Annotated in this window: 13 protein-coding genes; 8 read left to right on the forward strand and 5 right to left on the reverse strand. The window is 34.2% G+C overall.

The window, feature by feature from the left end:
• Window positions 1–293: 293 nt before the first annotated feature.
• On the reverse strand, window positions 294–542 hold the full coding sequence (locus Q0A08_RS11860; protein ID WP_438467508.1) for a hypothetical protein: 249 nt from the start codon (window positions 540–542) through the stop codon (window positions 294–296).
• A gap of 377 nt (window positions 543–919) precedes the next feature.
• Here Q0A08_RS11860 and Q0A08_RS11865 point away from each other — a divergent pair, with 377 nt between their 5' ends.
• The 6 genes from Q0A08_RS11865 (at window position 920) to Q0A08_RS11890 (ending at window position 9270) form a co-directional block, all read left to right on the forward strand.
• Complete coding sequence (locus Q0A08_RS11865) at window positions 920–1708, forward strand: ion transporter (protein WP_438467510.1); 789 nt, start codon at window positions 920–922, stop codon at window positions 1706–1708.
• A gap of 117 nt (window positions 1709–1825) precedes the next feature.
• Complete coding sequence (gapS6a, locus tag Q0A08_RS11870) at window positions 1826–2170, forward strand: GapS6a family protein (protein WP_438467512.1); 345 nt, start codon at window positions 1826–1828, stop codon at window positions 2168–2170.
• Window positions 2171–2178: 8 nt separating this feature from the next.
• Complete coding sequence (locus tag Q0A08_RS11875; RefSeq protein WP_438467514.1) at window positions 2179–5436, forward strand: PIN domain-containing protein; 3258 nt, start codon at window positions 2179–2181, stop codon at window positions 5434–5436.
• A 108-nt stretch (window positions 5437–5544) separates the two neighbouring features.
• Window positions 5545–6369, forward strand: a complete 825-nt coding sequence (locus tag Q0A08_RS11880; protein ID WP_438467516.1) for a hypothetical protein — start codon at window positions 5545–5547, stop codon at window positions 6367–6369.
• 749 nt (window positions 6370–7118) lie between these two features.
• The gene (locus tag Q0A08_RS11885; protein WP_438467518.1) at window positions 7119–7916 is read left to right on the forward strand and encodes a hypothetical protein; all 798 of its coding nucleotides are present in this window, start codon (window positions 7119–7121) and stop codon (window positions 7914–7916) included.
• 10 nt (window positions 7917–7926) lie between these two features.
• A complete protein-coding gene (locus tag Q0A08_RS11890) occupies window positions 7927–9270 on the forward strand; it encodes a hypothetical protein (protein WP_438467520.1) in 1344 nt (447 codons plus the stop codon).
• 355 nt (window positions 9271–9625) lie between these two features.
• Here the strand turns inward: Q0A08_RS11890 and Q0A08_RS11895 are convergent, their stop codons facing one another.
• The 4 genes from Q0A08_RS11895 to Q0A08_RS11910 form a co-directional block, all read right to left on the reverse strand.
• On the reverse strand, window positions 9626–9940 hold the full coding sequence (locus Q0A08_RS11895; RefSeq protein WP_438467522.1) for a hypothetical protein: 315 nt from the start codon (window positions 9938–9940) through the stop codon (window positions 9626–9628).
• A gap of 58 nt (window positions 9941–9998) precedes the next feature.
• A complete protein-coding gene (locus Q0A08_RS11900; protein WP_438467524.1) occupies window positions 9999–10412 on the reverse strand; it encodes a hypothetical protein in 414 nt (137 codons plus the stop codon).
• 12 nt (window positions 10413–10424) lie between these two features.
• Window positions 10425–10856, reverse strand: a complete 432-nt coding sequence (locus Q0A08_RS11905; protein ID WP_438467526.1) for a hypothetical protein — start codon at window positions 10854–10856, stop codon at window positions 10425–10427.
• 468 nt (window positions 10857–11324) lie between these two features.
• On the reverse strand, window positions 11325–11534 hold the full coding sequence (locus tag Q0A08_RS11910) for a helix-turn-helix domain-containing protein (protein WP_438467528.1): 210 nt from the start codon (window positions 11532–11534) through the stop codon (window positions 11325–11327).
• 90 nt (window positions 11535–11624) lie between these two features.
• On the opposite strand from Q0A08_RS11910, the gene Q0A08_RS11915 reads away from it, so the two are divergent.
• Together Q0A08_RS11915 and Q0A08_RS11920 are read left to right on the forward strand one after the other, a co-directional pair.
• Complete coding sequence (locus Q0A08_RS11915; RefSeq protein WP_438467530.1) at window positions 11625–12125, forward strand: hypothetical protein; 501 nt, start codon at window positions 11625–11627, stop codon at window positions 12123–12125.
• Window positions 12122–13519 carry a DEAD/DEAH box helicase gene (locus tag Q0A08_RS11920; protein ID WP_438467532.1) on the forward strand — a complete coding sequence of 466 codons (1398 nt, stop codon included), beginning with the start codon at window positions 12122–12124 and terminating at the stop codon, window positions 13517–13519. Before Q0A08_RS11915 ends, Q0A08_RS11920 begins: the two co-directional genes overlap by 4 nt.
• Window positions 13520–14011 lie beyond the last annotated feature (492 nt).

The raw sequence follows: 14011 nt of genomic DNA on the forward strand, positions 1-14011 counted from the left end.
GGATTTTATTTAAGCCATACGAAAGTATTTCTATTAAAGAAGAGTTCAAATAGAACGAATGTAACTACCAAAAAGAAATGTGCTTTAGCTTTAAGAATGAGAACAGATTGATAATTATTGACCTTCAGGCGATACCATCTGGATGATGTACCCACAAAACAGACATTTATCACCTAAGATACGCCTACTTGTGGATTATTTGGCTGAACTCCTTAATTAGATGAGCAACGCTAAACATAAAAAAAGAGGGCTTTCGCCCTCTTCTTATTTAACTAATCAAAGTCAGTAAAATACTAGCCTTTATCGCTTTTATCATTCAATTTATCATCAAGTTTTTCATTTAAAGCGATGATCTGTTGCTGCATTTTCTGCATTTGATCCATCAGCTCAGCATGGTTCTGCTCTTGAGCATCATGCTCTTGTTTGTTGGTTTCTTGCGTCATGACATCCAGTACCACACCCACCATCATGTTTAAGAAAACAAAGGCGGTTAAGAAGATAAAGATGATGTAGTAGATCCAACTAAAAGGATAAACAGCCATGGTTTCTTGAAGTTATATTTGGCACTCTCTCCAAAAAGGGTGAGATCATGAAATTTTTACCTTTTAAATCATATGCTTAATAAATATTAAAAAAGAAAAGATTTACAAAAAAATTGTTTTTTGTAAAAGTATTAAAATCAAACTCATGCATAGCGAAATTTCACTAATTTTAAGTGTATAGACCTTTACAAAAATATTGTTAGTACAGCCTTTTACATAGTAAAAATTAGACTAAAAAATCGCAGTCGTTCCACCAATCACGCATACTAAAATAAGATAAGTAAACAAATATATCAATTTGCTGAAAACAAGAACGAACCTCATTATAATTACCGCCACCTGAAACCCACTTACCTTAAAGGTTCACTGAAAAAGCCATGTACGATGCTATAAAAATAAAACTTAATAACATCAGAAACAACAAAGTTTTTGAGCTCTTAGTCGTTGCAGTCATTATTATTTCTGCTCTTGAAATCGGGGCTAAAACCTTTGAGTTACCAGAGTCAGCAATTTCAGTCACAACTTTCCTAAATACTTTTATTACATTTTTCTTTCTTGCTGAGTTAACGATCCGATTTGTAGCTGATGAAGATAAGAAAAGCTTCTTTAGAAAGGGCTGGAACATCTTCGATACATTGGTAGTAATTGTTAGCCTTATACCAATAGAAGACTCAGAAATGGCACTTCTTGCCCGCCTTGTACGCGTGTTCCGTGTTTTAAGAATGGTCTCTGTTGTTCCAGAGCTAAGAATTTTAATCAATTCATTAATTAAAGCACTGCCTCAGTTAGGTTATGTAGTTCTTCTGATGTTTATCATTTTTTACATATATGCTGCGATCGGTAGCTTTTTATTCAACCAGATCAACCCAGTACTTTGGGGCGACATAGCAATATCGATGCTGACATTATTCAGGATAATGACATTTGAAGATTGGACAGATATCCAATATGAGACGATGGAGGTCTATCCTATGAGCTGGATATTCTACATATCATTCATATTTTTTACCGCATTCGCATTTTTAAACATGGTAATCGGCATAGTAGTTAATGTCATGGAAGAGGAACACCAAGCAGCCAGAGCTGAGAAGCAACCCTCACTTAGTGATTTACAACAAGAACTTAAGGAAATTAAGGCCGCACTATCAGATTTACAAAATAAATAACTTATATGTACCTTCTGATTTTTAGCTCCAAGATATTCGATTATAAATAAGTCACTGTTTTGCATTTAAAATTAATATAACATTAATAAATTAAACCGTTTTAAGGAGGCGTTTTGGATGGATTTTTTAACAGCAACAATATTCTCTGGCATTGTCTTTGACATCATCAAGGATGGTGTAAAGGTTAATATCGTTAATTTGAAAGATAAGATGACTGGCTGGGTTGTAAATGATGAAGCAATTCAAAAGTTAGTAGATGGTTTAAAAGATGCTGGAATTAATGAAGATTTAAACAAAACAGCAATTGAAAGACGAGTTAATGAATCTCAAGCGCTAAAAGATCAATTAGCTACTATTCATCCTTCCCCCGCACTCATCCAACAGAACAAAATGGGGCACAATATCAATAGTACAAATAGTACTATCACTATTGGCAATATCAACATTAACTCTGAAAAGTGATGAATAAGATGGATAAGCTGTCTGTCACGCAGGCCAATAGAGATGGAGGGCACAATGTTAACGCTGTTAATTCAAATATATCTATTAACACCTTTAATGGGTTAAGTACTACTGATTTAATTGCATCAGTACGTCTTTTCAATTGCCTAATTTCTAGAAGATCATTCTCCTCAGCAGAAGACTCTCTTGATACATTGGAAACTATTAATAATGTTTCCACAGAGGGGCCTCTACTATTCAGTATTCTAAAATTTAAACTGAAGCTGTATCAAGGTGAACTCCCTGTTATAGGCCGTGATGTTTTCTTGAAACTTTTGAAAGGTTCATCACTAAATAACGACTTAAAGGATTACGTTAGTTCAGTATTCATTGATTTTCTCAGTATTAATTCATCCGACCAAGCAATCCAGTATTACCACGATTGTAAACACCGCAGTACTTTTTGTGATGCAGTTTACTTCGAAAAATTTGCGAAGATAGATGAATTACAAAAAAGTCTGTCAAAGACAATAGAAGCAGAAGAAGAAATGCTTTGTGCTTTAATAAGAGGCTTCAGAAGGAACTACAAATTCACTCAAGCAGCTGAAACAGCTAAGTTGCTTAATCAATATTACCCTAATGAAAATAGTCAATTTCTTAATATTCACGAAGCTACCCTTAAACTCGTAAGTGAGATTGGTGCTACACATTTCTGGATGATAAGTTCTCAATCTAAGAAAACGCTTAACACCTTAATAGATGATTTCTTAGAGCATAATCAAAACACTATCGATATTCGTAATATAAACATTGCCGCGTACCTTCTGCAGCTAACCTCATATGAACACACGGCGTTGAAAAAAATTTGCGAAAATAATCACGTCGAAGTTCGAAAATACATTCCCAATTTTAAGATTGACAACTCTATATTGGAACCACTTGAATCAATCTTGGATGCAAACAGCTCAATTGATGAAAACATTTTTCTCAGAGTATACCGAGCAATAGACAATAAACTAATAACCGAAAAGTTTGCGGATTGGCTTGAAGCTGGGGGCGAAGTGCTGTGTGAAAGCCCTGAATTGAAAGTTTTGATAGATCTTTTACAGAAATCAGTTCTATGGACTCCCAGTGATGAGTCTCAATTAAGTTTAAAAAAAGACGTATCAAAAGAGCAAATTGAAGAACTAAAAGCCATAGTAGGAAAAATAAACCCTCATATTTTATACCAATTATGTGAATCATTTAATAATGCACACATGCCTCATCATACAGTAGCACTGCTTGAACCCATTATTTCTGATAGTCCTTGGCCATCTCCATTAGTTGAGGTTTTCGCGTTTGCTTTAAAAGCCAATGATAGACATCAATCACTTAAAGACCTACTGAGCAGTTTTGAGGACATAAGTACGAACTTAAACCTAATAATATTAAGTTCTGAATTAGCAAGGTCCTTAAATGATTTTAAGGAAGCAAAGCGATTAACAGAAATAGCAACTAACACTTACCCTAAGCAACTATATTGCTGGTACCTTCATTTCCTTACCATCCAAAGTTCTAACACGGCTGAAGGCATATCAGATCATATTGAACTCTGCGAAGCTTTAAAAAAAATGCCGCTAGAGCTTTTTGAGACATACAGTGATTTAGCTAAAACAGTACTTCATTATGTAAACCTAGTAGACAAAAGTTTTGTCTCATCGATAGCTCTCAAATGGTTTATCAGCAACCCTTATGAAAGAGCTAAAGACATAACAGAATTGTACCTCAATGATTTACAAAAAGGAGGCAACTTAATAACCCTACCTAATCAAACAGTTAAGAATTGCCAGTTTGGTGTCACGTATACTAAAAGCGGAGAAGCACCAACAACAAAGCTACTTGTAAAAAATGCGCCTAAAAATGTTAGTTTAATTGATTTACATACACCCTTAGGCAACTTTTTAGAGAAATCGAAAGTTGGCGATGAAACTAAAATAGGTATTTATAACTACAAGGTTATCGAAAAATCCCCAGCACCTGTAGCAGTATTTCGAATCGCAAGTCGATTACGTGAAGAGCATAATTCAGGTGAAGATTGTTTCTATAGGTTTAATACAGATCCAAATGATGTTGTTGGCTCTATGGCATCTATTCTTGAACAATTTCCTAAAAAGAGCCTGATTCCTCCAGTTATTAATGGCTCACCTTTCCCGCTACTTGTTCGTATCAACTTCGATAAAGAGAACCTTGTAAAGGCTACTTTAGATTATCTTATGGATAGAGAAAGTAACTTACAAACAGCTTTGTTAGATAATGGAGAAACGAACTATAGTGAGTTAGTAATTGATAGCCTCACTATGATCTATTTGGCTTTAGGTGGATATAGTAAAGGCCTGATTTCACTACCAATAAAGCTATTTATCACAATAGAAACAAATATTACATTATCGAATTGGGTAGAAGAGCGCTTTAATCCGAACTATTTATCCATCGATATAATTGACGGAAAATTAATTAAGTTTGACTCGAAATCAGCTAGTCAAGACGAATTTATTCTTAATTTAAGAGAGCTTCTTAAACATTGTCAGGTAGCAGAACCTGCTTTATATGACATGCCTCACGAATTAATTCAGTTTAAGCGCTTATTAGACTCTTCACATTACAGCTCTCTCAAACTTTCTGCATCACTTTCAATACCACTACTATGTCTAGATCATCAAATGACATCTTTTTATGATACCAACAGTCTAATTACCATAGCTAACTTAAATGATCTAATTAAACGACTGTTAATTCAGATACCGAATAACAACCTCCACCTAGCGCAGCATGTTCACAATGATTTTGTAGCTCCGGTTGGTCATTCTGATATTGAGCGTTTATGCTGCGGAACAACACAAGAGCAATGGCTAGCCTTTAAACTAATCGATAAGCATTCAAGCGTAATTGGCATTGAGCATTTGTTTATGTATTCATATCTGGCAATTTCTAATGCCGTAGAGGGGTCTATATATCGGCTACAACTTTCCCAAAGTAAATATGCAGAACACATTGTAAACGCTTGCTGTAAGGTAGCTATTTCAAAGCAAATGTACGATAACTCAATCAATGGACTAACTGCGCTCAGCGCATTCCTACTGATACGACTCCACTCATCACACAACCAACGATACCAATTAGGAAGTGAGCTTTTAGGGAGATTCTGCCATGGTCATTTTATCAATTTAAAGCAGCAAGGTTTAGCAGTTACGAAATTTATTAAAGAGAATATTATTGAAACAACTAATATAGATAAAGAAAATTAAGACAGGTCTAAGTTACTTTTAAAACAAATATGATATTTAACCCTACATGTTGATCAATTTCACATAAACTGAAAATTTGACCTTATTCTGAGGTTCCTGAGGTTTTTTATGAGCGAGACTATCGATCCTTTTACAGATGCAGCAGCATTTGAAAAAGAACTTAATAATTTTTGGAGTGAACAAAATTTTTCTAAAATAGTTGCGCTGTTTAATCGCTATCAATCAGAGATAGATTGTTTCGACTGTCGAGAATCACCACAGTATTTTTTTATTTTTGGTGTTCTGCCATTCAAGTGGTATTCCATGTATCAACTTGATCAAGATACTGAAATGGAAAAAGAAATTAAGACTGTTATTGTGGCTAATAAAGATACCCCTAATCTATTAGCTTGTATGTGTAATGCAGTTAATTATCACTTTTCTTTTCTGTTGGATTTGTATGAGCGATATTCCAGTGAGCCGAGCCGTGTTGTAGAGGCTGCACGCTGTCGTTACGCTGATCAAAAACAAGACATGGAAGCAAAAATAGAATCCATTGCAAATTTTGATGCATTAAGTGAGTCCATTGATAAGGATAACTGGCCAATATATGAAAGGCAGATTGCTATCCGACGAATTAATGAGGACGATTATTTATTTGATTTCCATGAAATTATTTCTGCTAAGTATGTGTCCTTGCCAAAAAACAATGGATTACTGGAAGTCGAATTTAATAATGGTGAACGCAGCGCAAAATTGTCTTTACCTATGCCTAATAATAATTCTATTTGTGAATCTGGATTATTGTCTTTAGAGATAAATGGAGAGCAGAATGATATTGAAATCAATCGTCATCAGGTTACTGAACATCTCGTTCACTCACCATTTGGATTGATATGCCAAGCCGGTGGCTTTGAAATATCTGTAGCTAATCTATTTTACTATAGAGACTAGGGGCTTTGTCGTTGTTGACAAATCAACCGTTGAAATGTCTTAGCTATTGAAATACTGTTTTGAATGAACTAAATATCTAATCGCTTAAATCTATTGATGATTTTTTTAAACTCCGTATCAAGAGAGAAGTAATTTTCTATCTTGATACGGTTAAAGTTGTGAAGAGCGTAATTTTCGTTTATTTGTGGTAGATAATCATTTTTTTGGTTTTTATCATAATGACTTATGAATTCAGTTAAAACATTCTTAAGGCAGATTTAAAGGAAATGTGCGAATAAAACTTATAGTCAATCAGTACTTAATAAAGCTCCTAGGGTAAGTGATGAATTGAACCTATTAGAGAAAACCATAGTGATAAAGTAGTTTGAGTGAATTGCATATATTTAGAATAATTGTACAGAGCATGCGATGAAGAAAATTTATTGATAATAGAAATAATTGATTATTTTCGGATATCTGCAAAACTATGAATACCTGTGCGGTAGTGCAGTTGAGACTGCTAAAAGTAAAAAATCCACACCTTTTTAATTATTTAGCTATGATCATAAATTATCTCCCAAAGCTTTATGATAATGTTCAATTAGATAGTTTATTATCATTGATTGAAGTGCTTTAATAGTTAATTATAAATAGTGTCTTCCATAGGCTTATTTTATAAGTTCCTAAAAAGCATTTTCTATATATCTTAGAAAAAATTAAAAGAACTGATAAAATTTAATGCTAAGAGATTTGTATATATGGTGAGTAAAATGAAGGCTATAATTGGTGTACTACTTTTTGTACTTAGTGCTGGTTGCTATTCATCAGAACATATTACAAATCTTGGGTGGAGCGATGTAGAGCGTTCAACACCTGTATTATTTAATCGTTCTCAAGAACTTACTACTGATTTAATATTTCGTACTAAAATTTTTAGAAGTACAGAAATAAAGCAACAGAAGAGTGAGTATCAACCTAATGATAAAGCACTTCAACAAATAGACAAGTTCCAAACAATTAAAGTTGAGGGTAGCTTTAGTGGAAATGTTACCGCCTCTATTAGAGACATACTGACTTATACTATTATTTCAACACAGGTAATAAAAATTAATGAAGGAGCACTGGAGTTTAATGTTGGTGATGCCATCTACGGATTACCTGCAACTGAACAGACACTTTATTTGCTTGTTGAAATTACTTCTAATGATGGAGAGAAAGGAAGTATTTCCTTCAATCTTTCAGAAGCAAAAATTAGGCCGTATCTTGAAAAAAGAAATGAACGAGAAGAACAAGCGAAAAATATAAAGATAGCGCTAGAACTATTCAATGAGCAGTTAAAACAAGCGTTAAAAACTAAGAATTACCAGCAAGTACTTAATAGTTTAGAAAACATACGTCTTTATACTCCTGATCTACACGCTAATTTTGGCTTTCATTACGGTTACACCTGCTTTCTATTGAAAAAAAACACATTAGCGAAACATTACCTAAGTACATACCTTCAGCAGACTGGGGATATGGGAAAGTACCGATTTCAAGCGCATCAAGTGCTAAAAAAAATAAACTAGGCAGAAATAAATGAATAGATGGGTATTGTTTTTAGCAGCTTTCTTTTTGTCTTTACCAACTCAAGTGTTAGCGCAAAGAATAGTCTTTAAAGGGGCTATTACTGTTGATAAATTAGAATCAAATGGTGTTACTTTAGGCAGAAATGCGGGAAAGCTAAAGATTGATTATGCGTTAGAGCAGTGGTCAATTTTGGGGGCGTTGGTTGTTAAATGTCATGCTAAATGGGGTTTTGATAATACTTTCTCTGATGTCACAATCAACACAAATTATGGGGAATTCAATATGCCCCAATCAGAGTTTCTAAACAGTTTTAGACCCTACAACTTAAAGATTTTGGTACCAGTCTCAAGAGAGGCTTATGCTCTATGTGATCCAGGTGTTTTGGCATCGAAACCTAAAAAAATGAGCTTCGATATGCCTGGAAGCCCTGAATGGAGTAAATCTTTCTTTATACGCTCTAATAGTGATACAAAAAACGAAAATTATGAAAGACATGCCTCAGCAGACAATTTGGGGGTTGCAGGTTTCGACTGGTTAACAGAAGATTCAAGCCGTCAACTTGTTAGGGATATGAGAGAGTATGCAAAATCAACTCTAAATAAAACAGCCCTCCCTTTTAACTATAAACTAGATTGGGATTATGTTGATTACGATAAAAATAAAGATGTGTATGTTATCAGTGAAGATAATACCCTTGAACAGCACTCAATAAGCTTTTTTTTAGAAGGTGTTCACAAGGGACTTCAGAAAGAAGAGCTTAAAAAACAAGATGAGCAAACAAAAGAGAGCGTATCTTCAAGTGTAATTAAAGACAGCAGTTTTGACGGCATAGATAGCATATTTGAAGACTATGCTAGCCGTGAAGACATGAAGCATATGGATGAAAAATGGCTGTTAACAAAATGGGATGAAGAAAATTATCAACGATTTATACAATTTCAAAAAAATAAAAGGCAACAAGTTAATAATAAGAATGTAAAGACGGCAAAACCTTACTCATATTCAGAAATTTTTGAATGGGATTTTACTGACCCATTAACCGGCGTTAGCATTGATGTTGAAAAAATACACTATGAATCCCACCCAGAAGATGATGACTATGCAGACATTGTGATAAAGTTTCCTGAAGATAAAGCTTTAGAATCCAATTATAACATATATATACGTAATCGTAATTGGCGTAGTTCCCGCCTCTATCATTGCGAATCTGAATACCCTGATAGGTTTTGTGTCCGAGAGGCTACGCTCGGTGATTATTGGATCTTTGAATTTGAGGGCAAGAAATATAAGTTAACACTCAATACAGTTGACTGGTTAGAAAAAAACATTGAAATGACTGTGGAGGGAATATGATTAACAAAGCATATAACGAATTTACTGAATGCTGTTAGCCGCTAACTTTACTGTTATTTTCGATTTTTTTGCAATAACTTCTAGCTTAAAGATAAAGTTCATTATGTAATGGACAGGGCCTCCAAGTGTTTTTTAATAGTAGTACGTTCTAAAAAATATTTTTTATATTTAATTTACTTATGAAATTGAAGTGAAATTTTAAAAGTAGAATTGGTTCTAGTTACTTTAATTTTTAATGTGCACCTGTTTTTACAGAATAAAATTCGTTTGAAAGTGTACTGATTAACGTTATCGGTGAGTTAATGAGCTTATAACTCTCAGGGTAGTGGCTATTCTCTTGATAAGAGATTATTACCTATTCTTCGCATACACAGACAATATCTCTTTCCGCACATCTAGGGTTATACAGGGCGGTACACCCTTGATTTTGGTTTATAGATGAATCGTTACTTGACCTTAGAATATACTCTTGGTTTTGTTGCTCTATTCGTTGCTGACGTTCTTCTTCCTCTCGCTGATAACTATAAGGAGAGCCATTTTTAAGGACACTTGTTATTCCATAGCCATTGGCATTGGAGCTCTCATCCATCTCTCGAAGCAGTTCTGCCGAGCAAGATGATAGTAGTACAGCGATTGTTAGCAGCATGGATCTGTGGATACTTTTTTTCATGGTTGCTCCCGTGGATTAACTTTTATTGATTACGAAGATAGAAGAAGAAAATTTTAATTTACAATTTTAGTTTTCCAATTGTGCATTGTCCTTTGTGTTCTGAATAAGGTTCTTGTTTGTGTTCGAACCTTGCTGACATTGTTATGTCTAGCGTCGATCTGTTGATGCTTAATGATCCTATTACATCCTCGTAAGCTCTATTTATCCATTCGCAGTGTAGTGAAAGAGCATCATTTCTGCATGTATTTTCTTTGTAATTTATGTCTAAAGTAGTTCCATAACCTGCATCGAAGTTAATGTGATCGGTTATTTCTCTCTTTTTTTTATCATAGATTATGCTGTTTAAATATTCTTTTTTGATTATATTGTTACCTTTTGTATTTTTTAGTTGGCAGTTGAATACTACTGAATGTACATTGCTTGCTGACAAAATCGAAATAACTATCAAAGTGTTTTTTATTGTATTTTTCATTATGATATCCCGTTAGAATTTTTCGCTTATTCGTTGGCATACTCCGCGATAATTTGTTATTTCATTACCCACTCCAAAGTTCTCTCTTAACCTCATAGATAGAGTCGATCTATCTATGTTTAAATACCAGTAATCAGTTCTTTTTCTTTCTTCGTTGTATTTGGGACTATTAGTATGCCACTTGCAGGCTACAAATAGATCGCGCTGATAGCATGAGATATTCTCGTGTATTAATAGGTTTTCAGATGCGGTTATTGATGACTCTTTTGTGTCGTAATTAAAAACAAATTGCTCTCCTCCTAATTTTCTCCACTCATCATCTACGGTATCTCTCGTGAATTTTATTGTGTCGCATTTCAGGATGGTAGCCTTTGCAGGAACGTTTGTTCCTATCATGATTAGCATGATTATAGCTGTTGTTATATTTTTTTTTGTTTTCATCATTGTTGCTGTCCGTTACCTGAGGACTATAACTTAATTTGGCTAAAAACCTTTTATGTTGGAGTTAGCGTCAATTTCCTCGAAATTAGTCTTAAGATCATTTTAACGAATATTTATTTGAGTTATTTAGCCAGTCCAGTTCTTTTCATGTGAGTTTTGTCGGCAAAAAATGTTGACTTTTCAATGTTTAAAGAACGTTTTTTACTATTGGCCACCTGGTATTAAATATGCTCAAACTCCTTTCTTCATTAATAACAATATTTTAGCCCCTCTTGATTTGAAACTAAAGGGGCTGTGTTAGTCCTTATTTAGCTTAAAAAAATACAAAGCAAGAAAATAGATCGTTTCTATTATATGAAGGAGACACAATATAATGTATTTAAAGAGACGCCCAACATGGCTGGCAAACGATAAAACGAAGAATTTAAGATAGCAGTGTTTAAACAAATAGCTGTAGGTGGCACTTCACTATCAGTCTGGAATAAGAAGTTTTGTAGAAATATCCATTGAAGCAGCTATATCCCATAGCGCTTTCAGCGTTACATTAACTTCACCACGTTCTATACGACCCATATAGCTTCGATCTATTTTAGAGTTAGCTGCTAGAGCTTCTTGAGAAATCCCTCTAGTTTTGCGTTGATGCCGAATTAACTCTCCAACCTCTTTTGCTATGTTTCTCATTTTTATATCTCAAAAATGAAATACAATCGCCAATTGCGGACTATATCTCCACGGACTATAATCCGTATTTTGTAAATCGAGATAGTAATTTTGAAATCTAAACCTGTAGCTCACATTGTAGAAGAATACTTCCAATCAACGATGCAAGAAAACGCCTCTATTAATGACATACTCAAATACTATTTTGAGAAGTACGGCGAAAACAGTCCAATTGAAATGAAAAAAGCAAGACATGCAATTTATCTAAAAACTCATCGTTTAGTTAAGTCTGGTCAATTAATTGTCGCGCCGAAGAATGGCAAAACAGCTTATTATGCTCTCGCGAATAATTTTGAAGGTAGTAAGAAGCAAAAAATAATATCAACTGGAATTGTACCAAATGAAAAAGAAATACTATTAAAACGCTTGACCGAACTTGAGTATGAGCTTGAGCTATGTATTGCCGAGGCGCAAGGTTATGAAGAAATGAAGTCTATACTACCTACTCAGCTTGATTTATTAACATCTAAAAAAAGTGAATCAAAAAAACGAGCAATAACACTAAATGGTTTATTAACCAGTACCCAAACCATATTACATGAACTCTCATGATTAAAACTCAAAGCCTATCGCTAAGAGCTTGGCAAAAAAACTGTTTATCAAAAGCATTAGAAGTCTATAAATCAGGACAGAAAAATTTCATGTGTGTAGCTGCACCTGGTGCAGGTAAAACAAAGTTTTCAGCTTCGTTAGCAAAAAAATTATTAGATACAAACTGCATTGATTTTATTCTTTGCTTTGCTCCCTCTGTAAGTATAAAGAGCAGTATTCAAGAAACATTTAGTACGATATTACATGATCGCTTTGATGGCCGCTTAGGGTCAAAGGGAATAGCCATTACTTATCAAGGTATTCAATATACCTACCAAGAACTCGCACATGTGATTAAGAATTACCGTGTTTTAATAGTATCTGATGAAATTCATCATTGCTCTTCTGGATTAAATAGCAACTCTAATCAATGGGGACAACTTTTAGCGTCATTAAAAAAGGAAGGAGACCCATTAACACTAACGTTAAGTGGCACTCCCTGGCGTTCAGACAATACAAAAATAGCACTTCAAAATTATTCAGATGAGCCTCAAGAGCTTCACACTGACTTTGTATATGGGTTAGGTGAAGCCATTCGAGACAAAGTTTGCAGGAAACCTAATTTAATATTATTAGATAACAGCTCAATTAGTATTCATGAAAATTCTGAAAAACATGAATTTAGTAATATTCGTCAGGCAATTGAGGCCGAAAAACTAAAGTATAGCGAATTACTTATTCATCAAGAGTCACTAAGCCAACTAATGGCTTATACCCATAAAGAATTAGTTAAACTAAGAAAAAAACACCCAGAAGCAGCAGGGCTAGTTGTTGCATCTTCAATCAACCAAGCTAACCGAATATCCCAGTTTATAATAACCAATTTTAATGAGAGTGCTATCGTCGTTAGCTATGACCAATTAGATGCGCACGAAAACATCAGGCATTTCCAAGATTCAGAAATTAACTGGATTGTATCTATAGGCATGGTAAGTGAAGGAACAGATATCCCTCGTTTACAGGTCTGTGCGTACTTAAGTAACGTTAAAACTGAACTTTATTTTCGCCAAGTACTTGGGCGGATTCTACGAATAAATAAAAACTCAGATGAACCTTGTGCAATGATTGCATTCGCAGAACCAAAACTGATCGAATACTCAGAAAGAATAAACCAAGACTTACCAGAAGACTCAATGAGGGTAAAAGTCATTGAGGAACATGCAATTTTGGAAAAAACAAAGCTAGGTCAAGCCACTCAAGACTCTAGTAATAACAATCTTACTACTATTGAAAAATCATCACCCAACCATTCAAACTCGCTTGATATACATCTCGATTTTTCACCAGAAGCTTCCTACCAAGTAAGGATGGTTTTATGTAAGGACTCTTATAAAACAACAATATTGTCACTGTAATGAATCACCTCTTTATCCTTTATTTATAAAATGCACTAAAAGGAAATACACATATCAGGTAAACGCTATCACGAAGCATAACGAAGTAAATCTACAATAGAAAGCTACTCAATTTCACTTGTAATCAGTTAAGATACAAATAACTTCAAAGGTAAAAAAAAGGATTCTTTCGTTTCAAAGACTTATCTAAAGCTAAAAAATGAACGGATAGAATTGTTTCATTTCTTAAACCACGAAAATGCAAAGTATCGTAAAGAGGCAATACTTGAGTCAGCTCTAGATTATGTAGAAAAAGTGGTACCAGAGACGACTGTACAATAAGCAGTTTACTTTTTCATGGCAGCTCACATGATTTGGAGATCCAATCAAACAGTTACAAGAATCAACTTAAAGCATATTAATAAATTAGTAGAATTATTTAAATTAAGATCAAGAACGGCCACTAGAATAAGTTAAAACAACCTTCGCATGTAGACCGTACAACCTAACCAA

Origin of the sequence: Marinomonas sp. PE14-40 (assembly GCF_051623805.1) — a bacterium.
Lineage (GTDB): Bacteria > Pseudomonadota > Gammaproteobacteria > Pseudomonadales > Marinomonadaceae > Marinomonas.